At 70.4% G+C, this 19,590-nt stretch carries 22 protein-coding genes and 2 pseudogenes; all 24 read right to left on the reverse strand.

Annotated features, from left to right (window positions below; genetic code table 11):
• Positions 1-28: 28 nt before the first annotated feature.
• Complete coding sequence (locus F9278_RS27815) at positions 29-877, reverse strand: DUF317 domain-containing protein (RefSeq protein ID WP_152170750.1); 849 nt, start codon at positions 875-877, stop codon at positions 29-31.
• A 109-nt stretch (positions 878-986) separates the two neighbouring features.
• On the reverse strand, positions 987-1,760 hold the full coding sequence (locus F9278_RS27820) for a winged helix-turn-helix transcriptional regulator (protein ID WP_152170751.1): 774 nt from the start codon (positions 1,758-1,760) through the stop codon (positions 987-989).
• A gap of 28 nt (positions 1,761-1,788) precedes the next feature.
• The gene (locus tag F9278_RS27825) at positions 1,789-2,349 is read right to left on the reverse strand and encodes a hypothetical protein (protein WP_152170752.1); all 561 of its coding nucleotides are present in this window, start codon (positions 2,347-2,349) and stop codon (positions 1,789-1,791) included.
• Positions 2,350-2,386: 37 nt separating this feature from the next.
• Positions 2,387-3,208, reverse strand: coding sequence for a hypothetical protein (locus F9278_RS27830; RefSeq protein WP_152170753.1), 822 nt, complete (start codon positions 3,206-3,208; stop codon positions 2,387-2,389).
• Entirely contained in the window at positions 3,205-3,858 is a 654-nt protein-coding gene (locus tag F9278_RS27835; RefSeq protein ID WP_152170754.1) for a hypothetical protein, read from the reverse strand. Before F9278_RS27835 ends, F9278_RS27830 begins: the two co-directional genes overlap by 4 nt.
• Positions 3,855-4,346: a hypothetical protein gene (locus F9278_RS27840; protein WP_152170755.1), complete on the reverse strand. Its 492-nt coding sequence runs from the start codon at positions 4,344-4,346 to the stop codon at positions 3,855-3,857. The genes F9278_RS27835 and F9278_RS27840 overlap by 4 nt, the downstream gene beginning before the upstream one ends.
• Entirely contained in the window at positions 4,343-5,128 is a 786-nt protein-coding gene (locus tag F9278_RS27845; protein WP_152170756.1) for a glycosyl hydrolase, read from the reverse strand. The genes F9278_RS27840 and F9278_RS27845 overlap by 4 nt, the downstream gene beginning before the upstream one ends.
• Entirely contained in the window at positions 5,125-5,769 is a 645-nt protein-coding gene (locus F9278_RS27850; RefSeq protein WP_152170757.1) for a DUF4913 domain-containing protein, read from the reverse strand. Before F9278_RS27850 ends, F9278_RS27845 begins: the two co-directional genes overlap by 4 nt.
• A gap of 201 nt (positions 5,770-5,970) precedes the next feature.
• Complete coding sequence (locus tag F9278_RS47455; RefSeq protein ID WP_226967405.1) at positions 5,971-6,273, reverse strand: hypothetical protein; 303 nt, start codon at positions 6,271-6,273, stop codon at positions 5,971-5,973.
• Between the two features lie 369 nt (positions 6,274-6,642).
• Positions 6,643-6,861 (reverse strand): annotated as a pseudogene (locus tag F9278_RS48250) (DNA cytosine methyltransferase); the annotation flags it as partial.
• Positions 6,862-6,976: 115 nt separating this feature from the next.
• A pseudogene (locus tag F9278_RS48255) lies at positions 6,977-7,153 on the reverse strand (DNA cytosine methyltransferase); the annotation flags it as partial.
• Position 7,154: 1 nt separating this feature from the next.
• Positions 7,155-7,772 (reverse strand): hypothetical protein, encoded by a 618-nt coding sequence (locus tag F9278_RS27860; RefSeq protein WP_152170758.1) that lies wholly within the window; start codon positions 7,770-7,772, stop codon positions 7,155-7,157.
• A complete protein-coding gene (locus F9278_RS27865; RefSeq protein ID WP_152170759.1) occupies positions 7,769-9,016 on the reverse strand; it encodes a DnaB-like helicase N-terminal domain-containing protein in 1,248 nt (415 codons plus the stop codon). Before F9278_RS27865 ends, F9278_RS27860 begins: the two co-directional genes overlap by 4 nt.
• A complete protein-coding gene (locus F9278_RS27870; protein ID WP_152170760.1) occupies positions 9,013-9,249 on the reverse strand; it encodes a hypothetical protein in 237 nt (78 codons plus the stop codon). Before F9278_RS27870 ends, F9278_RS27865 begins: the two co-directional genes overlap by 4 nt.
• A 50-nt stretch (positions 9,250-9,299) precedes the next feature.
• On the reverse strand, positions 9,300-10,172 hold the full coding sequence (locus tag F9278_RS27875) for an adenine nucleotide alpha hydrolase family protein (RefSeq protein WP_152174173.1): 873 nt from the start codon (positions 10,170-10,172) through the stop codon (positions 9,300-9,302).
• Between the two features lie 238 nt (positions 10,173-10,410).
• On the reverse strand, positions 10,411-11,478 hold the full coding sequence (locus F9278_RS27880; RefSeq protein ID WP_152170761.1) for a hypothetical protein: 1,068 nt from the start codon (positions 11,476-11,478) through the stop codon (positions 10,411-10,413).
• On the reverse strand, positions 11,475-13,196 hold the full coding sequence (locus F9278_RS27885; RefSeq protein ID WP_404819025.1) for a type IV secretory system conjugative DNA transfer family protein: 1,722 nt from the start codon (positions 13,194-13,196) through the stop codon (positions 11,475-11,477). Before F9278_RS27885 ends, F9278_RS27880 begins: the two co-directional genes overlap by 4 nt.
• Positions 13,197-13,409: 213 nt before the next feature.
• The gene (locus tag F9278_RS27890; RefSeq protein WP_152170763.1) at positions 13,410-14,174 is read right to left on the reverse strand and encodes a hypothetical protein; all 765 of its coding nucleotides are present in this window, start codon (positions 14,172-14,174) and stop codon (positions 13,410-13,412) included.
• Between the two features lie 109 nt (positions 14,175-14,283).
• Positions 14,284-14,781: a hypothetical protein gene (locus F9278_RS27895; RefSeq protein ID WP_152170764.1), complete on the reverse strand. Its 498-nt coding sequence runs from the start codon at positions 14,779-14,781 to the stop codon at positions 14,284-14,286.
• 43 nt (positions 14,782-14,824) lie between these two features.
• Positions 14,825-15,580 (reverse strand): hypothetical protein, encoded by a 756-nt coding sequence (locus F9278_RS27900; protein ID WP_152170765.1) that lies wholly within the window; start codon positions 15,578-15,580, stop codon positions 14,825-14,827.
• A gap of 29 nt (positions 15,581-15,609) precedes the next feature.
• On the reverse strand, positions 15,610-16,299 hold the full coding sequence (locus tag F9278_RS27905) for a hypothetical protein (RefSeq protein WP_152170766.1): 690 nt from the start codon (positions 16,297-16,299) through the stop codon (positions 15,610-15,612).
• Positions 16,300-16,338: 39 nt separating this feature from the next.
• Positions 16,339-17,037: a hypothetical protein gene (locus tag F9278_RS27910; RefSeq protein WP_152170767.1), complete on the reverse strand. Its 699-nt coding sequence runs from the start codon at positions 17,035-17,037 to the stop codon at positions 16,339-16,341.
• A 146-nt stretch (positions 17,038-17,183) separates the two neighbouring features.
• Positions 17,184-17,900 (reverse strand): hypothetical protein, encoded by a 717-nt coding sequence (locus F9278_RS27915; RefSeq protein ID WP_152170768.1) that lies wholly within the window; start codon positions 17,898-17,900, stop codon positions 17,184-17,186.
• 120 nt (positions 17,901-18,020) lie between these two features.
• Positions 18,021-19,583, reverse strand: coding sequence for an ATP-binding protein (locus F9278_RS27920; RefSeq protein WP_152170769.1), 1,563 nt, complete (start codon positions 19,581-19,583; stop codon positions 18,021-18,023).
• Between the last annotated feature and the right edge of the window lie 7 nt (positions 19,584-19,590).

Raw genomic sequence — 19,590 nt, forward strand, 5'->3', positions numbered from 1 at the left:
GGCTCCGTGAATGCGAGGGCTGGCGAGATCAGCGGCGAGAGCGCCGAGGATTGGCGACACCCGGATGTGTCGCTGCCGCTGCGGCTGGTGCCGCCGATGAGCCTGCGACCAGGAGACGAGCAGTCGTGCGGGCACGTGCGGCAGTGACGCGTGAGGACGCGGCGGGCCGGCTGGTGAGGTACGGGAGGTTGCGCTCGGGCAGTTCGCGTCGGTTGCGGGCGACCGGTGCCGGGCTGGAGAGGGCGTCGGCTGCGGCGGTGATCAAGTGCAGCGGGGTGTCAGAGGTGAAGTCCGCATACCAGCGAGGCCCATTGGCGGCGTTGACGCAGGCGTACATGGATCGTTCGGCGGAGACGCAGCCTTCCAACTCGTCGTGGAAGTCGGTGTCGTACTTGCGGAGGCTGAGGTAGGCGTGGCGGTCTGGTGAGTACTGGTACTGGTAGAGGGCGTTGGCCTCGTCCTTCCAACCGCGGGCGATAAGGACGTCGCCGGGTGCGATGGGGGTGTAGTGAGGGCCGCCGGGGAGGAAATCCTTGTGGTCGTCGTCCACTCCGCGCATGAGGGTCGTGGTGAAAGCGGAGACGATTTCGGCAGGAGTGTTGCGCGTGAAGGTCGCGATCCATGCCGGGACGGCGAGAGGCTCGCGTGACCAGGAGATCTTCCAGCCGCCGTAACGGGACGAAGGCAGCTCGGCGATCTGCGCGCGAAGGCAGGGGCTGGAGAACACCCGGCCGTAGGGGGTTTGGCTCTCGGCCCACCCAGGCGCGGCCCGCAGGTGGCCGGTGACCAGGGCCGGGTTCCCGGGGCCGGCGAGGTAGACGGGGCCGACGAGGAGGTCGTCGTCTTCGGCGGGCAGCTGGTGAGGCGTGGAGGTCATGGGCGAGCGTCCTTCGGAGGCGGGCGAGGAGGCGCCCCTGCCAGGACAGGGGCGCGAGGGCTGTGGATGGGCGGAACCGACGGGACTCTGTGCGGCGGCATAGAGCGGTTCACCGGGTGCGCAGGGGGCGGGAGGCGCTGGTCCACGCAGCGGGGACGGCCGATTCGGGTGTCGGAGCGTGAGAGAACAGCCCCTGGGCAGCAGTCGTCGTACGGCGAAGGGCTGCTGTGGCACGGGCGCTGACCGTCTCCTGAACGATCGGGGCGGTGATGTGCACCGGAGCCGCGGCGGTGGTGCGGTTGGCAGACCAGGTGTTCAGTGCCTCGTAAACGGGTCCGAGAGCGGCACCGGTCTCGGTCAGCTCGTACTGGCCGTGCCCCGTGCGGGTCAGGAGTGCGTCGGTCTGCATCCGCTGGAGGCGGGCGTAGGCCGACCCGGGGCGGCCAATGCGTTGCTGCAACTCGGTGAACGATGTCCTCGGGTGCTGGGCCAGGAAGTGCAGCACGGTGGTGGTGTCCCGTGGACGGAGCCGGGCGAGGGCGGTCTCGATCCGCTCGGCCTTGGCGGTCGGCTGGTCCGTGGGGAAGCGGGTGCTCTCCCAGGCGCTGAGGGCTTGGTAGACCGGCGCCAACTGCCGGGCGGTGTCGGTGACCTGGTACTGGCCGCGCCCGGTCCGGTCGACGAGGCCGTGATGCTGCAGGCGGGGCATCTGCTGACTCAGTGCCGTGCCCGATATCCATGGGAGAGCGCGTCCCAGCTCGGACAGGCGCAGGTGATCGTGGCGCTGGAGAGTGAGCAACGTCCAGGTGGTCCAGCGCGGGGAAAGACGGGCGAGGGTCTGCTCCAGGTGGCCGGGGTCGGCGTCGGTCGGCCAGAACGTCATGTCGTGACTCCGTGATCAGGGCGGGGGACTAGGCAGCGGCGCCGAGGAAGGTCTCGGTGCGCAGGCGATTCAGGAGCGCGCCGAGGCGCTGGTTGCTGACGCGGATGCCGTGGGCGCGCAGAGCGGGGCCGAGCATGGCGCGTGACAGGTGCGGGGAGCCGGCGGCGATCCGCCGGGCGAGCGGCAGGAGTGTTTCGAGGTCGTCAGCCGCATAGAGGCTGGTCGGCGCCGCGCAGGGCAGCGGCAGCGATGGCCGGTGGGCGCCGAGGAGGTCACCAAGGGCCCGTGTTTCGGTGACGTGCCGGGTGGTGAGGGCGTGGATGTCCTGCGCGAGATTGAGCAGGCGGGTGGTGCCGTCGACGGTGCTGTCGTGGCCTTCGTCGAGCAGCTGACGCACCTTTTGCCGGGCTTCGGTGAGCCGGGCCGATGTCTCACGCAATCCGTCGTAGAGGTTCAGGGCGGCGGAGAGCACGGGGTCGTGGTCCCGACCGGGCCGGGGGATGGTGTCGTACGTCAACTGGTGGAGCGGCCGTCCGTACTGCCGCTCGATGAGGCGGCGTGAAGAGTCCAGGGTGGTGGGGTCCGTCATTGCACGGGGCCTTTCGAGCGGGACAGGAATCGGGCGATCAGCGGGTGCGGCGGTGCGCGGGTGCGGCGGTGGGCTGGGCTGCCGGTTCCGAATCGGCGACAGCGGTGGGCGTGGCCGGCACGGTGGTGCGGGCGCGGGCGGCCTCGGCGCGCGGGGAGACTCGGCGGTGCCATTCGGCCAGAAACGTTTCGCCCTGAGCGGTCAGGCTCAGCCGCTGCCCCTGGTACAGGGATGTGCTGGAGTCCCGGTCCGCCAGCTTCTTGGCGAGCAGCGCGTCCACGGTGGCGCGGGAGATCCGGGCACCGTTCGGAGCGGTGACGAACATCCCGCGGGCCAGGCTGCTTTCACGGAGCATGACGCCGCCTCGGGCGACTGCCTCCAACGCCTTGACCTGGGCGGGCGACACGCGGATCGCTCCGGAGGCCGGGCGGGTCGTCTGCTGGGATGTCAGCGCGTCGGCGTGCTTGGGCGCGGGGGTATGTCCGTCGGAACTGCTCAGGTGACATTGGTAGACGTTGAGAAGTCGCTCCAGATGACCGATTTCCTGTCGGCGCCTCGCGGCGAGGACATCGAGCGCTGGGCCGGTGGCGCTGAGGACCCCGTTGCCGACGGTGCCGTGACGCTCCTGGCCGTCCACGATGTGGCGCAGGTCTTCGATGGTGGTCGCGGCGGCTTCCGCCAGTCGCTGGTCAAGCTGGTCGACCAACAGGGCGGCATGAGCCACCAGGGGAGCGAGGACGCCCGGGATGGTGTCTTCCGGGTGCCGGTCGATCAGGGCAACGGGATTGCCGATGCCGAGTGCATCGACAAGTATGCGGGTACCCAGGGTGGCTTCGGCGCTGGTGGGATGGCTGGTCATGCGGCAGCGCCGGGGGTATCGAGCAGATGCTGGACGATCGTGGGCAGGCTCTCGGCATTGGTACCGAGCGCGGCGTCGGTGTCAGGGCCGGTGCGGACGTACTCGGCATCGGCGAGCAGCCCTTCGAAGATCTCGCGGCACAGGTCCGTGAACAGCAGCGAGGCGGCTACCGCTGAGGCGGACACCGCGACGAACTCGCTCGGGTCCAGGTCGGCGATGCGGGCGGCCTTCTGGATGGCGTCCCACTCGGTTGCGGTGAACGCGATCTCCGCGTCCACGGCGCTGTCCGTGTTCGTGGTCGCGAGACGCTGTGCGCCGGGATCGGGGCTGATGCCGGCGCGGTCGCACACCGCCTCGATGGCGGTGATGAACTCCGCCGTCGCTTCATTGAGCTGGCCATTGGCGGCTGCCAGGCAGGCGAGAGTGAACAGCCCGGCCGGAGTCTTGGGCAGCGGGTCGCTGAAGTAGGCGTCGAGCTGCTCGGATAGGGAGTGAAGGACGGGAGTGGCCGTGGCCAGCGGGCCGAGGAACGGAGCCAGGTAGGGGCGGGCGGACGTGCCGACGGCGGGCCCCTGCGCGGTGAGCACGGAGCCCACCTGCTGCGCGGCCTCGGTGAGCAGATCGGCCAGGGCATCGCGGGTGGCGGTCATGCGTGGGCCTTTCGTACGGCGGGGGATTCCGCGGTGGTGCGCGGGCGAGGAGCGTCGCTCAGGGACGCCGAGGTGCTGGTGGCGGGAACGCTGCGCAGATGCGGGGAACGGGCGCGGGCGGCCTCGGCCTGGCGGCGGAGCGGAGCGGCTTCGGGCGTGGTCTCGGCACTTCGGTTCAGGCGCTGAGCGGCGGCCCGGTAGACGGCTCCCGCCTCGCGCTCCCCGGCCGCGATGAGGTAGATCTCCCGGTTGTGGCGGCTGCCCGCAGGGGCGTCGCGGAACTGGATCACCAGGCGCCATTCGGCCTTCGGATCGATGTAGACCTTGTGGCACCCGGCGAGGCGGCCGACCAGAGGTGCACCGCGCTCGTTGCCGTGGACGAGGTGTTGGAGTTCCAACAGCGCCAGGTCGCGGATGTGGTCCGGTACTTCGCGCAGGTCGGCGAGGGCTTCGGGATGCGCAGCGAATCCGAACCTGGCCCGGCTCACGAGCGGCCCCCTCGACGGTGCGACGGAGCACCGGGCGACGGTGCCGAACCAGCAGCAGGCGCGTGCACGGAGGCCGCGGTCGCCGACTGGCCTGTGGTGGAGCGGGCAAGCGCAGCCCGAGTGCGTCGGTCGGCCGAGACCAGGTGCTCGGGTGGCTCGGGCAGCGGGGTGTCGCGGTCGAACAGCCACTGGTTGGCGCTGGTGCCGTCGCGGAAGGCGCCCTCGCGCACGGTGTACGTGAAGGCGTCGAAGTCCGTCTCTTCCAGGAAGATCCTCACCGGCAGGTCGGCGGCGCTGGGGTCGCTGTCGCGGACCATGACCCATGTCTCGTATGGGACGGAGTCGTGGGTGTAGTGGTCTTTGATCTCGTACCGGGTGCCCGAGTGGCGGATCTGGTCCTCGATGCGGATGGTGAGGGCATCGGCGGGCTCGATGTGTTGGTCTTCCGGGAGCTGGATGGCGTCCGGCGGGCAGCCGCGGCTTACCAGCCACAGCTGGGCGAACGGCATGGTGGGGTGGTCGGCTTGCTCGATCCGGAAGGTGCGGGCGGTGAGGTCGCGGGTGATGTGCAGGGCTATGAGCTGGGGTGCACCGGGGATGCCCCAGGTGGCTGAGCCGTCGTGGATGACGAGGAAGCTCTGCTTCCCGTCGGGCGTGTGGTGCTCAGTCAATGAGCTGAAGAGGTCGTCCCACAGCGCGATATCGCTTTCGGCCTTGGCAGAGGGCTCGTCGGCCGGAGTGAGGCCGTCGAGAAGGAAGTTGGGGGTGTGGGACGTGCTCATGCCGCCAGTTCCAGTTCGGCCGATTCGGGCGCGGGGGTGGGGAGGAGCCGGTGGTGGGGCCGGTTGGGGTTGGTGGTGCAGGCGGCGAACGGCCCGTCCGGAGCGCGCAGTTGCAGCCAGGCGGGATCGAGGTGGTCGCGGTGCCAGATGGAGGGGCCGGCGAGTCCGGCCTCGGCGTCGGTGAACTGCTGCCAGGCGAGCCATAGGGCGTGGAGCCGGGCGACGGCTTCGGGGTGGCCGTGCCACTGGTGGCACCACGGGCGGCTAGTGGTGATCTCCCGCCCGTAGACGGGCAGCAGCAGGTGGTTGACCCAGCCGGCCAGGGCGTCGAGTTCGATGCCGTACGCGTCGTTGCCCAGCGCCATGATGAACACCGAGGCGGGTTTCCCCACGTCGCCTGACGCCTCCTGCGGCGAGTCCGGCTCGCTCTGGAGTTCGTCGTCCCCCTGCTCAGGACTGCCGTCTTCCGTATCAGCGGGAGCGGGGTGGGTATCGGAGCTCTCACTCTTGAGCCGCTCCAGCATCCGGCCCTGGGCTTCCGTTTTCTTGAGTAGCCGTTCGAGGGATGCGGCGAGGTCGTCGAGATCGTGGTCGGGTATGCGTATGGGCTCGTCGGCGTTGTCGGCTGCGAGGTCGCTCATGGAGGGCGTCCCTTCGGCGGTGGGTCGGATGTGGAGGGGAGGGCGGTGGGGGAGGCCGGCGGAGGGCCGGACCCGTGGCGCGGGAAGGCGGCAGGTCTGCGGGGTGGCATGCGGCTCCTTTTCGGATGTGGTGTGGTTGCTGGGGTTGAGAATCCGCACGAACGTGGATTCGGCGCGGCCGAGAAAGTGCGGTAGAGCGCATCACCGCCTGCGGCAGCGCGCGCAGCGAGGAAACGGCGGTGCGAGCAACTCCAGGGCCCAGGCCGCCTGTTGAGGGACGACGCCGTTGCCGAGTGCGGTGAGCTGGGCGGGACGTCCCAGGCCGGGGGTGGCGGTGACCCAGCCAGCACGGAGCCCTTGCATCCACTCGACGAACGCCGGGTTCAAGCGGCCCAGGTCATCGGTGGGACGGGGCGCCGGGCGGGTGAGCGTCTCCCAGCGGGCGATGGCGGCGGCGTACGGTCCCCACCAGACGTCGGCGGCTGCGCCTCCTGTTCGCTCCACAGCGGCAGAACTTCCGCTGACGAGGAACTCCGTACGCCCCGGCTGGACATACCGGTGCGGTTCGGCCTCCGAGCCGGCAGCAACGAGGCCGCCGCCGAGGGGAGAGTGAGATCGCCGTTGCCGTGCCGCTGGTTCGGCGATCCCTTGATCCCGTCCGACGCCTTCGGAGTCGGCAGGAGCAGATGCTCCACCTCGTCGGCCAGGTTCGGGCCGTGCCCGCCCTGTTTGCGCTTGTCCGGGTGCTGGGAGCCGCCGTTCGAGCCCAGATTGCTCGTCGGGGTCTTCAGCAGGGGGCGTTCGCCGGGCGGGCCAGGCGGTGAGGAAGACCCTTTCGCGGCGGTGAGGTGCACCGACATCGGAGGCACGCAGCACGCGCCAGCGCGCATCGAACCCGAGGTCGGCCAGGGATCCGAGTACGGCACCGAGTGCCCGCACAACAGGCTGACCTGGGGTGTTTCCCAGACACCACGGGCAGGGTTCCAGGTCGCCAGGGGGACCGGCGGAGGCGGAGAGGAGTCCGCGGACGTTTTCGATCACCACCAGGCATGGGTTGAGGACGGAGATGGCGCGGGCGATGTGGTGCCACAGCCCGGAGCGGGTGCCTTCGGCGAGTCCGGCGCGGCGGCCGGCGACCGAGACGTCTTTGACAGGGGAAGCCCGCCGTCAGCACGCACACCCGGGGCACGGTGCCCCAGTCGACGGCGGTGATGTCGCCGAGGTTCGGCACGCCGGGCCAGTGCCGGGCTAGGACGCGGGCGGCATCGGGGTTGATCTCGGCGTGCCAGGCGAGGGTGCCGCCGAGGGCGGCCTGGACACCGAGGTCCAGGCCGCCGTAGCCGGAACACAGGCTGCCGATCAGTGGAGTTGTGGGAACGGGCACCTCAGCGCCCGTTCACGTGCGCAGGCCCGGCACTCGGCGGGGGTGGTGCAGCTTCCGGGGATAGCACGGAGCTGGCGGTGGGAGCGTTGTGCACGGTGGTCCGGCCACGGGCGGCAGCCGCCCGGGACATCAGAGCGCCGGATCGGTCGGCCTCAGAGTTCAGCGCGTCGGAGGCGTCTTGAAGCGCGGCCCTGGCCTCGTCGAGGCGATCGTGGATCACATCGACTGCCGAGTTCCGCAGTTCGATCCGGATGGGCGTGGCCGGTCCTTCCGCGTACTGATGGAGGAACCCCAACTGGCCGTGTGCCTCGGCGAGATACTCCACAGCCCGCGCGGCCGGGGTAGTGACGGTCGCCAGAATGCCGACAGCCCGTCGCTGCTGAGGATTGCGGGGGCCCGGTTCGGCGATACGGAACAACACCTCGTCGGTGAGGTAGTTGATGAGGAGGCCGAGAGACTGAAGCTGGTTGGCGGTGGCCGTGAGACTGGGCAGGCCGTCACTTGTCTGCCGTGACTGGTCGAGGCGCCGACGGGCGGCGGTGAACTCCTTGGCCAGGGCGGACATCGTGCGGGCGTCAGCCGCGGTCGGGATGGGCGGGGTCGGGACGATCGGGGTCACGAGGGGCTCCGGCGGGACGAACGGGCGGGGGAAGCAGGAGTGGGAGCACTGGTGCGGGTGTTGGGTGACGGGGGTGGGTGTGGCCGACTGCGGGCGAGGGCGGCATCGGTACGGGATGAGGGAACGCGGCCCGTCGGCTGCGGCGAAGGGGGCGGGGCGGAAGCTGCTTCGGGTGCACCGGAGGCGGCCCGCCAGCGGCGGCGGATGTCCTCCAGCGGGCTTAGAGCGTGGAGGGCGTAGCCGATGAGGCGGCCCGGAGCGAGGGACTCGTCGTCGGCGAGCGCCCGCACCTGCCGGGCCGCGTCGGCGGCGGTACGGACGAGGGCGGCCCGGACGACCTGCTCGCCGAGATGGTCGGCGATGCCGCCCGGAGAGCGGGAGTCGCACAGGCGCAGGACGTCCTCGGCGGTGAGCGTGCCGTCTCCGAGGGCACCGCGCCGCTGGGCCTCCCACAAGACGGTGACCTCGTCGACCGGCTCGCCCCGGTGGTGCAGAGCGCCCAGACAGCGGTAGATCCGGCCGTGTCCCGGGTCGGCGAAGTCCTCCGGCCGTAGCCAGCCCACCAGTTCGCCGAGCGCGTCCGGGTGCGCGGTGAGTACGGCCAGCAGGTACTCCTCGTCGGCGAGCAGCTCCTCGGAGACCGTCGGCTGGTTCGCGGCGGCAGGCTGGGGCAGCGGCGTGGACGGGGCCATGGGGCGGGGGTCGGTGCCCCAGCGCCGGGCGAGATCGCTCAGGACGTCGGTGAGGACTCGGGCGTAGTGCAAAGTGTCCTCGGCGCTGCCGCGTACAGTGTCGGCGCGGGCCATCTGGTGCAGACGGGTGGCGTGTTTGGCGACGGTGCGGTGGATGGCGCCCTCCAACACCATCCGCCCGTAGACCGGGGCGTGCGCCGGGCGCGGGCAGGCCGCGATCAGCGTGTGCAGATAGACCGCGGTCAGACCCCGTACCTTGGACTTCGCCTCGGCGATGGCGTCATCCATCCATGCCAGCCGCTCGTCACTGCCCGCCGTAGGAGCGGTGGGCCACGCGCCTCCCTTGCGGTTCTCCGTGGCAGGCACGATGGGCTGTGGGACGGCACCGGGGTGTCCGTCGGAGTGGAGTTTCAGCAGCGCGGCGTACAGCGCGGCATGGTGCGGGCGGTAGAAGTGATCGGGCCGCAGCCACCCCGAGAGGCGGGGCAGCTGGCCGGGATCGAGCAGCACGGCGCCGAGGACCGCCTGCTCGGCCTGGAGCAGCGGCCTCATCGCCGAGCCCCGTGCTGGGCTGTGCGTGAGGCGACGACCGCGGCGACCGCCTGGTCGGCTGCGGCCAAATCGGCGGCGAGCCGGTCCAGTTCGCCGGTGAAGGCCGGGTCACTGGCGAGCAGCGAGCCGGTAGAGGCAACCAGCCACCAGTGACCGCCGCGCCGCACGGCCGGGGTACCGGCCAGGCGCTCGGTGGTACGGAAGGAGGAAAGCGCGGGGGTACGCGGAGACATAACGCTCCCTGACGAAGGAGGGGAGGAAGAGCAGAGGAAGAGGCGGTGGGCTATGCGGCGACGTCGAAGTCGTCGGCCACTGGGGCGCCGGAGCGGCAGGACCACGGCGAGCAGCCCTCCGGCGAGCCTTGTTCGAGCGCGAACGCCACGTCGGTCGTCGCTTCGTCGAGGTCGGCTTGGCGCTCGGCCCATTCGCGGGCGGTGACGTGATCGATCGGGGCCTCGTTCAGCGGCATCCGGGAACGGTGAAGGAATGCCTGGCCGAGGAGTCGCTTTCCGTCGGCATTCGCGCGGGCGTTGCCAGCCCGGATCGCAGCATCGAACTCCACCACGTCCCGCCACTCCTCCGGCGAGCCGTCGCGCAGGGCTCGCCACTGCGCGTTGCCGTGGTACGGGCACCCCAGACAACTCGACTTCGGCGTTGATCCAAAACCCCGGGCGCGCAGCAGTCGCATGCAATCCGCCCTGGTCAGGCCGAGATCGAGCAGTGGGAAGACGTTGCGCATGTACGCGACGTCGGCGTCCTTCGCCCGGTGGAACTCATCGACACTGATGCCGATCCACTGCTCGACGAAGACGCCCTTGGGTATCCGCTTGGGGTAGGGGTAGCCGAGTAGCGCGCGGATCTGTTTCTTGATCGGCTTGACCTTGTACTCCCCCGTGCACTGCCTACGTGACATCCCGGCCCCGCCGTCCGGGTTGAGGATGTGCAGGGGCATGCTGGCGAACCGGTGGTTCGGGTCGAGCGCGTCGTTCCTGATGTTGCCGGAGGACACCCGAAGTATCGGGATCCCGGCGGGGCGCGCGATCTCCCGCTCGATCCGGTCGAGATGTTCGTAGACGGCGCGCGGCTCCCAGCCCGTGTCGGCGAAGACCGCGAAGTCGAGCTTCGGCAGGCGGCCCTCGGCGGCCAGGATCAACAGGCTGCTCGATTGGACCCCGGCGCCGAGCGAGAGCACCCTCAGCGTCGGCGAGCCGGTGGTGCCGGAACGGCTCGGCCTGGAGCCGCTGTTGGGCTCGGAAGCGGTGCCCCTTGAGCGCTTGGCGGGATTGTGGCGTTGAGCGGTGTCCGGGATGGAAGGAGGCATGCGGAAGTCCTTCTGAGCGCAGGGAGGGATGGAGGGAGCAGGGAGGGATGGGAGAGAAAGCGGCGGCGGAGGGTTACCGGCTGCGGCGGGGCGCGGCGGCCGACGCAGGGCGAGCCCCGGTTGACGCCCGCGCAGGGCTGGCCGCGGTGGCGCTGGGCGGCCGGGCGGGAGATGTCGCGGTGGCCGCATGGAGCCGGGAGTTGCTGGGCGCCTGTGCCCGACCGGGTGCCGGCGCGAGTTCGATGCCTGTCCCGGGGCCGGTGGTGCGGGCGGCTTGGGCGGTGTCAGCGAAGCGGCGCCAGGCATACTCGGATCGGTCGCGGGCCCAGTCGTCGGCGCGGGCGACGAGGGCCGGGGCGAGGGCGCCGACCTCCGTCTCGGGAACGGAGCCGAAAGCGAGCAGCTGTCCGCCGTCCGACCACAGGTCCAGGTACCAGTCCTCGCCGACCGGGTACGCCTTCACATGGGCGCCCGAACTGCCGGGCTGGTAGGCCCAGAAGCCCCCGAGGTCGGCCCAGCCCGGTCCGGCAAACGGCGGGTTCGGTGTCGGCGGAGTCGGCTTGGGGGTGCCCCGGTCGGCCACCGCGAACAGGTCGGTCGGGGCTTCGTCGTTGAGCGCGTTCTTGACCAGCCGGAGCACGTCGTCGCCGTTCAGTCCCTGCCGGCCGTCCAGGACGCCGACAACGCGGTGGATGGCGCGCAGCGTCTGCCGGGCACTTTCGGGATCGTTGAGTTCCGCGGGATGGTTCGGGGCGTTACGCAGCTGGAACTGGACGCGGTCGGCGGCCTGGCGCAGTCCTTCCACCTGCCGCGGTCCGGGCCGGTCGGGAAGGTTCTCGATGCGGTAGAGGACCGCGTTGAACGGGCGCATGTACTCGTTCACCGCGCGGTGGGCGTAGCGCTCGGCGTGGTCGCTGAGGGCCCGGGTTGCCGCCTTCCGAACGGCGTCGTCATGCTTGCGCAACTCCGTGAGCAGGCCCATGTAGCGGTCGCGGGTGTCGATCTGCTCGCGCAGCACCGACTCGTACGCAGCGTTGAGCAGTTCCAGGTCCGACAGATCGGCGACCGGCACGTCGGCGGAGGCGTACTGCTCGCGCAGGGAGGCCACACGCTCGGCGGCGGGCTTGCTCCAGACGCTCATGCCACGGTCCCGAAGTCGTCACGACCCAGGGACTTCGACAGGGCGCGTTCGGTTATCGCCTTGGTGGCGCGGGCAGAGGCAGCGCCCAGGGGACCGGCGTTCGGCTCCTTGTACCAGGGCTTGAGATTCAGCAGCGCCGGTCGGATGCCGGTAGCCAGGAGCAGTGCGGTGCCCTTGGGCAGGGCCCGGATCGCGTCGGCCGGAAGGATCCGCTCCTGCCGCATCGAAACCGACCTGGACTTACCGGACTCGCTGTGCGAGACGGAGACGGTCTGCACATCGTGGTCGCCCACCAAGCGCGAGAGCTTGTCCGCGAAGTCGGCGTCGTCGATGCCCGAGCCGATGAGCTTGACGGTCGCCGCCGACCACAGGGCATCCATCCCGGCCTCGCCCCACACCCGTACGCCCTGGCGATAGGACTGCAGGATGGTGACGGGGATGACGCCACGGGAGCCGAGGTGGGAGTACAGGTCGGGCAGGTCCTGGATCTTGCAGACGTTGGCGGCCTCGTCGAGGATCGCCAGCAGGGGCGGGTCGAGGCGTCCACCGTCGCGCTCGGCCTGGATGACGGCGGCGCGCATCACGGCGTCGGCGGCTGCGGCGATGATCGCCGAGGCGGAACCGCCACCGTCCTTGGACAGCAGGAACAGCGTGTCGCGACTGGTGGCGAACGCCTCCGGCTTGAACTCGGGCAAGTCCGGTGCGGGGGTGACCCAGGCGGCGATGGCGGGGTCGAGGAGACAGGCGGCGTACTGGCGGGCCGTTTCGAAGATGCCGTCGCGGGTCTCGACCGCGCCGGCGACGGTGCCCTGCAGTTGCGCGGCGACCGCGTCGAGCCCAGCGTCGACCAGGATGTCGATGGGCGTGCGGTCGGCTGGAGATGCGAGCCAGGCGAGAACATCGGTGATGGGCCGCCGGTCGCGGGCGGAGGCCAGGAACAGCGCCGTCAGGGTGTTGGCGGCGGCCGTCGACCAGAAGTCCCCCTGGGAGGACTCGTCCACGCTCGCGGTGACGAAGTGTCCGGCCAGACGCCGGGCGCCGGCGAGGTCATGGGCGTCGGCGAGGATGTCCCACCACACTTCGCGCGGGGCGTGCGCGATCTGCTGCGGGTCCAGCGTCCACACGGTGCCGACTTCGGCGCGGGCGTCGAGGGTGGCGGTATAGGCGTCGCGGGCGGCCTTGTTCGAGGTCAATAGGACCGGGCCGGGGGCGCGGAGGATGGCCGGGATCGCGAGTCCGGAGGTCTTGCCGGAGCGAGGCGCCATGATCGCCAGGAGGACGTCCTCCCAGGAGGAACGTATCTCCTTGTTGCCGGGATTCAGGGTGCCGAGCAGGATGCCCCGGTCGTCGGGTGCGATCTGCTTGGCGTTCGTGTCTTTCAGGCTGGGCCGGAGGTCCTTGGCTTTCGCGCTGATCTCTTTGGGCAGCAGCCCGGAGAGATCACGTTGGTCCGCCAGACCCTTGGGGTTGCCGCGCAGCCGCAACCAGAGCTTTGCGCCGCCGGTGGCGGTGAGCAGGAGCACCAGGGCGGGCAGCACGTAACAAGCGGTGACGACTGTCGGGTGGGGAAGGCGGGGCCAGAGTTGCTCGGGATGGAAAAGCGCGGTCGCGGGTTCGTAGACGGACCATCGGCCCGAACTCGTGACGACAGCGGCGAGATTGCCGGACAGCCAGGCCAGTGAACCGCCGACGAAGCCGAGTCCGGCGATGACGAGCAGGAGATAGAGGAGGGCCTCTGTTCCGGTGGTGGTCGAGGGCGTGCGTGAAGGCGCGGATGGCACAAGAGACTCCGGGGACGATGACAACGGAGGGAAGATGGCAGGAGGTGAGTTCTTCTGGCAGTCATCGAGGGCTCCTCGGCGGATCGGGGCGCGGTCGGCGGCTGGGGTGGAAGGGGCAGCATCGGGGCTGCACGAAAGGGGCCGGGGAAGTCAGCGGGCGCGACGGGTGGGCTGGGACCCGGGCTGCGCAGCGGTGCTGCCTGCGACAGCACCTTGCCCACCGCCAGCGGGAGTGTCGCGGGTGGCAGGTGAGATGGCGCGGGCGGCGCTGGCGACAGCTGTTCCGCTGTAAGCGGCGACCTGGGCCTGCCAGTTCCGCTCCTGGGGTTGCTGGGTCGATGAGGTCGGTTCCAGGGCGCGGAAGTCGAAGGCGGCGCTGTCGAGATCGTGGCCAATCTGAGTGAGTTGCTCGGATGCGGCGGTGAAACGGTCGCTCAGTTCGAAGCTGTTGCCCTCTTCGTCGAAGTCGTTGCACTTCTCGGCTGCCGCTTCCATGGCCTCCTGAAGGCGGATCAGGACGCCGTCGGCAGGATCGAGGACCTGGTCCAGGGCGTCGGCCGCCTGTCCGGCGGTGGTGGCAGCGTTGAGCTGGTCGGTCAGGTCGAGCACCGCACGGCCGACGGTGTAGCGCCCGAGGGGATCGGTGGGGGTGGGCCCCTGCGGCGGATCCGGGTCCAGCTGTGGGTCGACGTCGACTCGGTAGCGGGCCGCCCGAAGCATCTGCGCCGCGTACCCGGCGACGGCCTTTCGTTCGTCGGTCGAGCTGGCCAACGGCATCCGGTGGCGCAGGCCGTGCCAGTCGTTGATCTCGGTGAATCCGGCCCGGCGCAGCAGGGTGGCGGCCAGGGTGTCGGCGCCGCGGGCGCTGACCCGGCCGCTGGGCTCGATGGCGATGGTGATCAGGGGTTCGGGCATGACAGCTGCTTTCGGTCGAAGGGCGTAACGCGGCCAGAGAGTGGAGGATCCGGGGAAACGGGTGCTTGGCCCGGCCGGATCGGGGTGGTAGTGAGCCCGGCGCCGGGCGCTACGCGTACGGGTTCTCGGTGGGCCGGTCGTCGTTGGTGGCGGCCTGCAGAAGTTCGGGCAGGTCAGCGGGCTCGGCCTCCGTCTGATCGATCCACCACCCAGCCCTTGTTACGGTGCGGGCAGCGTCTTCGACGGCCTCCCACTCGGGCTCCGTCGCGTCGCCTTCCAGCACGAGAGCGGTGTAGGCGGCGGACATCAGCTGGTGACGGCATCGGCTGGCCCAAGCCACTGCGCGGTCGGTTCCGTCGAGTGGTGGCATGCGGTACTGCTCGGCCCAGGCGTCGGCCGCGGCCTGCTCCTCGGCACGCTTGTTCTTCAGCCACGTGGCCTTCTCCTCGGCGTCGTTGTCGCGACTGGCCATCCAGCAGTCGGAGCACGCGCGGCCGGCCAGCCAACGGGCGTAGCCGGCGCGGCGGTCGGCTGGACGGTCAGACAGATCGACGATCTTGGTGTGACCGCACGCGTGCTCGATGGTCCACTTCGTCTTGACGGCCATGGGGATGTACTCCTTCGCGAGGTGGTGAACGGGCGGGGGTCGGTCAGCGCGTACGAGCGGGACCGGGTGGCGGTGGGGCAGCTACCGGGGACGGCGGGATAGGTGAGTGGCCCGGTCGGTGCGGGGAGGCGGCCACGGCCGCCTGGGCACGAGCCCCGTACCTGGGCAGGAAGTCTTCGTACGGTCGGGCGGGAGTCGCGGCCAGCGGTGGGGCGTCGGCGGGGATCACCTCCGGCATGACCGCCAGGTCGCCTTCGACGTCGGCGATCCGGTAGCCGAGGAAGGCCACATGGTTGGCGATGGTGTGCAGCCGGGAGCCGAGTTCGCGCCCGGCGTCGGTGTCCAGGCGCTCGCACCACGTGGCCGTGGCGCTGATGAGCTGCTCCAGCTCGCCCATGGCACCGAAGTCTTCGTCCAGCAGTTCTTGCAGGATCTCGGCAGCATCCATCGCACGGTCGACCGCGTGCAGCTCGGCGGTCAGCGCGGTCAGAGACTGCGCAGGGACAGCGTGCCGCGCGGGCGTGCCGGGAGACTGCGGAACGGGCGGGGGCACCATGAGGCGCGGGTCGGTTGCCACCGACAGACCCGCGTCCTGCAGAACGCGTGCGGCACCGGTCGCCGCACGCAGGACCCGGTTGTACGGGGCGTCCCTTGGCAGGAAGTACAGCCCCGATTCCGGGTGCTGGCGGAAGTGATACTTGCGCAGGACCTGCTCGGTATGAGGGTTGCCGACGGCGACTTCGGCGACGACACCGAGGTCGGGATGAGGGCCGAAGGAAATGTGGGGTTCGAGGTGCACGAAACGCGCTCCTTATATATGTCGGGCTGTTATCGGCTGAGGGTGGGCGAGGCACAGGGAGACTGGGGCGAGCGGTACGGCGCGGGACTGTTGGTTGTCGCAGGCTTGGAAGTGGCGGAGCGCGCGGGAGAGGCGGTGGCGGCGGCGCGAGCCCGGCTGTTCTGCGGAGAGGGCGCCGTGGCCGTCGACCGCGGTGGCAGCGGGCTGTCGAGGTCGAGGAAGTCGGCGCCGGTGAAGCCGAGATCTACGCTCAGCTCGGTGATTTTGTGACCAAGGTGCCGGCAGACGCGGGCGAGGTCTGCGCCCTCGTCGCCGAGGCGCCGTTCGCACCACTCGGCGGTGCTCTCCAGCAGCTGGTGCAACTCCGGGAGGGCGCCGACCCGATCGTCCAGGAGGTCGTCGAAGACATCGGCGATGTCTGTCGGATGCTGCGCCTGAACGATCCGGGACGTCAGCGCACGGATGCTGGAGACGGGCAGCGGCTCCTGCAGATGGGGGTCGGCGGCGACGCTGTACCCGATGGCTTGCAGGTCGCGGATGAGCTGAACTATCGCGCGGCGGTCGGCACCTTGAGGGAGGACGAAGATGTCCAGCTCCTTGTGGTGGTCGAATCCTGCGGCGTGCAGCGCGGCTTCGGCTTGCGGCAGTCCGTCGGAGACGGCCGCCACGGTTCCGAGGGTGGGGTGAAGACCGAAGGCGACGTCAGGCTCGTTTGCCATCGCAGTGTGCTCCTGGGGTTCTGGGAACGGGGATGCTGATCAGCGGGAGCGGTGCCCTGGAGCCCGTAGTCCGGCAGCCGGTGGCGCGGCCAGAGGGCGGCTGCCCGGGGTGTCGGCCGCCGTGCAGACCGGGTGGTGCAGGACTGAGCGCGCGGGAGAGACAGCGGTGGCTGCCCGTGCTCGCGGCTCCGTTGGCGGCACCGGGCGGCCATTGCTGCGGACGTAGGCGAAGGTCGCGAGTGCACGGTCGGTATCCGCGTGCCGACTCTCCACGTACCGCAGGTCGCCCTCGCCGTAGAGGAGGACGCCCTCGCCCGTCGCCGGGTAGGTGCCTACGGCGCGCAAGGTGCCTTCCGGATCTCGCAGTTGGTCGAGGAGGACCAGGCGGCTGGAGGCGATGTCGGAGGCGAGGGCGCGAGCGTGTGCGTACGGCCCGGACAGAGACTTGGCGGGATCGCGGTGGTGGTTCTGGGTGGGACGGGGTGGCTGCGGGGCGGGCTCGAAAGCAGCGTCGACGGCCACTTGGTAGCGCACGATGCGCAGGCTCTGTACGGCCTGGCGGGTGCGGCGGATCCCGTCCCGTTCGGGCTCGGTCAGTGCGTACAGCTGGCGGCGTCCGGGAACGGGCTCGAAGCCGACGCGCCGCAGGACGTGGTCGATGACTGGGGTGTTGTGCCGGTTGGAGGCCACGATCCCCAGGTCCGGGTGGTGGCCGATGACTATGTGCGGGTCGTCCATGAGGGTGTCTCTTCTGGCATCGGGAAGGTCAGCGGCGGCGCGGCTGGGTCGGTGCGGCTGCCGGCGGGGCGGAGACCGCCAGGACGGTGGTGGATGGCTCGGCTACGTGTTGCAGGTAGGCCGTTCGGTCAGGGAGGGGCGGCATTTCAGCGCACACGGCGCGGTGCCTGCGGGGCTGCCGGAGGCGAGGGCTCGGCCTCATCGGAGCCGGGGCTGGATGGGGCAGGGCCCGTGGACGTCCGCGCCTGGGCGGCCTGAATGCGCAGGAGCCACTGGGGTACGGGACGACGCTGGCGGTCGTCGGGGAGGGCGAGCAGCGCGTCGGCGGTGTGATGGATGCCGACGGTGGCGTCGAGCAGCGCGCGATTGGCCGCGCGTAGCCGCTCCGCCAGTGGCGGGGCGCCGAGTCCGTCGACCCAGAAGCCAGCCTTCTCCACCACTTCGCGGAGTGCTGGCAACATGCCGATCTTCTCGTCGGCGAGGCCGTAGAGGAGGACAGCGACCTCGACGGCTTCGTCGGCGTGGACGATCTCGTCGATCAACGCGCTCAGGGTCTGGTTGTAGGCGTCGTGCGTGACCACGAGGGGCGGCGTGGCGGTGCCGGGATTGCGCAGGCGCAGTGATGGGTCGATGACCACCGGGTAGCGGGCGGCGGTGAGCATCTCGTAGGCGAAGGTGGCCTTTTCGTTCTCGTAGTCCTCGCCCATGTCGTAGGGGAGCCGGTACCAGGACTGGCGGATCGAGGACTGGGGGATGAATCCGGCCCGTTCCAGGAGCGTGGCGGCGAATGCGTCACTGCCTTCTGCGGTGACGCCGCTGGTGGGATGGCGGGCGATATGGATGGTGGGGGTGGGCTCGGGCATGTGTTGGCCTTCTGTGGCGTGGCGGGCGGTTCGGCGCAGATGCGTGGCGTGAAGGGGTGTGGCCGAGGATCCGGCCGTGTAGGCGTTTGGCGAAGCCGGGAAAATGCGGTAGAGCGGCGCTCAGCGGGCGCGGGGCGCGGACGTGGCTGAGAAACCTTCAGCTGCAGTGAACTCGGCGCTTTTTGCATGCATCCGGGCGTCCGTGTCGAAGAGTTCGAGTTCGCGCGGATGGAGGAGGTGCTGCGTGATGAAAGATCGACCCGCGACCTTCCACAGGCCGCGTCCCTTGGTGAGGGCGGAGACGGCTTGGGTCTCGACGCCGGTCAGGCCCAGGAGGGTAGCGGCGGTGGCGAGTTGGTCTGCTTCCTGGCGATAGATGATCCGTGTGGAGCAGTCGGTCAGCAGGCCCTCGGCGAGTGCACGGCCCCGTGATCCGGCGTCGCCCGCGGTCAGCAGGTCGGAGAGTCGGTGGATCACCATCAGGTTGGCGATGCCGAGTCCTCGGGACAGCTTCCACTGCGACTGCATGCGCTCCAGCAGGGCGACGTGCCGCATGACGCGCCAGGCTTCGTCGTAGATCACCCAGCGCCTACCGCCGGTGGGATCGGCGAGGGCGGCCTCCATCCACGCTGAGGCGCAGGTCATGGCGAGGACGAGGGCGGTGTCGTCGCCGGCGCCGCCGAGCCGGGACAGGTCGATGGACAGCATTGGCGCGGCCGGGTCGAAGGTGACTGTGGAGGGGGCGTCGAACATCCCCGCCAGGTCACCGTGGACGAGACGGCGCAGGGCGTGCGCGAGGTCTTCAGCGGCCTGGCCCAACCGCCCGGACAGCTCGCCGGTGGCCGCGTCGAGCCGCGCCGGTGTGCCCAGAACGTGGGCAATGTCGCCGAGCAGCGGGGTAGCGCCGGTGGCCTCGGCGGCAGCGACGACCTGGTCGAGGGCGATGTCGAGCGCGGTGTGCTCCATCGGGTGCAAGTCGCGGCGCAGGACGGTCCGGGCGAGGGAGCCGAGCAGCAGCAGGCGTCGCTTGCGGACCTCGCTCTTCCAGTCCTGTTCGCTGATGCCGTATGGCTTAGCAGGGGCGTCGAGCGGGTTGAGCCGTCCCGGGAGGCCGGGGCCGAGGGCGATGGTGCTGCCGCCGATGGCTTGGGCGATGGCTGTCCACTCGCCCTTGGGATCGCAGGGGACGTAGATGCGGTAGCCGAAGGCGACGGCGCGTACCGCGAGGGACTTGGCGAGGGCGGACTTGCCCATGCCGATGATCCCGGCCAGCAGGATGTTCGGATTGGTGAAGCCCTCCAGACGCCCGTACAACGCGAACGGGTCGTAGGTGAACGCGGCTTCGGCGTGGACATCGCGGCCGATGTAGATGCCCTGTGCGCCGAGTCCGCCCTCGGCGAGGAAGGGGTACGCGCCGCTGGCGGTGGCGGTCGTCATCCGGTGTGCGGGCAGTTTGAGGAGTCCGCCTCGGGCGGAGGCGGGGCCGGGCCTTCCCGAGGTGGCGTAGGTGGCCCGCAGGTCCGGATCGGCACCGGGAGCGGTGGGGCGGGTCTCGGGCCGGGCCGCGTGGCGGGCGGTGTGGCGGGCGGCGGCGAACTCCTCCCGCGCGGCGCGGGCGGTGGCGCGGCTGGCCTTGCGCGGGGTGAACAGGGGGCTGGCGCTGGCGCGCGTACGGATCGCCATGGGCGAG

It is taken from the genome of Streptomyces phaeolivaceus, from assembly GCF_009184865.1.
In the GTDB taxonomy this organism is placed as follows: Bacteria; Actinomycetota; Actinomycetes; order Streptomycetales; family Streptomycetaceae; genus Streptomyces; species Streptomyces phaeolivaceus.

Bases quoted from the DNA above. Each gene is read 5' to 3' on its own strand.
- F9278_RS27815 (WP_152170750.1), bottom strand. From the start codon at position 877: ATGACCTCCACGCCTCACCAGCTGCCCGCCGAAGACGACGACCTCCTC.
- F9278_RS27820 (WP_152170751.1), bottom strand. From the start codon at position 1,760: ATGACGTTCTGGCCGACCGACGCCGACCCCGGCCACCTGGAGCAGACC.
- F9278_RS27825 (WP_152170752.1), bottom strand. From the start codon at position 2,349: ATGACGGACCCCACCACCCTGGACTCTTCACGCCGCCTCATCGAGCGG.
- F9278_RS27830 (WP_152170753.1), bottom strand. From the start codon at position 3,208: ATGACCAGCCATCCCACCAGCGCCGAAGCCACCCTGGGTACCCGCATA.
- F9278_RS27835 (WP_152170754.1), bottom strand. From the start codon at position 3,858: ATGACCGCCACCCGCGATGCCCTGGCCGATCTGCTCACCGAGGCCGCG.
- F9278_RS27845 (WP_152170756.1), bottom strand. From the start codon at position 5,128: ATGAGCACGTCCCACACCCCCAACTTCCTTCTCGACGGCCTCACTCCG.
- F9278_RS27850 (WP_152170757.1), bottom strand. From the start codon at position 5,769: ATGAGCGACCTCGCAGCCGACAACGCCGACGAGCCCATACGCATACCC.
- F9278_RS27865 (WP_152170759.1), bottom strand. From the start codon at position 9,016: ATGAGGCCGCTGCTCCAGGCCGAGCAGGCGGTCCTCGGCGCCGTGCTG.
- F9278_RS27870 (WP_152170760.1), bottom strand. From the start codon at position 9,249: ATGTCTCCGCGTACCCCCGCGCTTTCCTCCTTCCGTACCACCGAGCGC.
- F9278_RS27880 (WP_152170761.1), bottom strand. From the start codon at position 11,478: ATGAGCGTCTGGAGCAAGCCCGCCGCCGAGCGTGTGGCCTCCCTGCGC.
- F9278_RS27890 (WP_152170763.1), bottom strand. From the start codon at position 14,174: ATGCCCGAACCCCTGATCACCATCGCCATCGAGCCCAGCGGCCGGGTC.
- F9278_RS27895 (WP_152170764.1), bottom strand. From the start codon at position 14,781: ATGGCCGTCAAGACGAAGTGGACCATCGAGCACGCGTGCGGTCACACC.
- F9278_RS27905 (WP_152170766.1), bottom strand. From the start codon at position 16,299: ATGGCAAACGAGCCTGACGTCGCCTTCGGTCTTCACCCCACCCTCGGA.
- F9278_RS27910 (WP_152170767.1), bottom strand. From the start codon at position 17,037: ATGGACGACCCGCACATAGTCATCGGCCACCACCCGGACCTGGGGATC.
- F9278_RS27915 (WP_152170768.1), bottom strand. From the start codon at position 17,900: ATGCCCGAGCCCACCCCCACCATCCATATCGCCCGCCATCCCACCAGC.
- F9278_RS27920 (WP_152170769.1), bottom strand. From the start codon at position 19,583: ATGGCGATCCGTACGCGCGCCAGCGCCAGCCCCCTGTTCACCCCGCGC.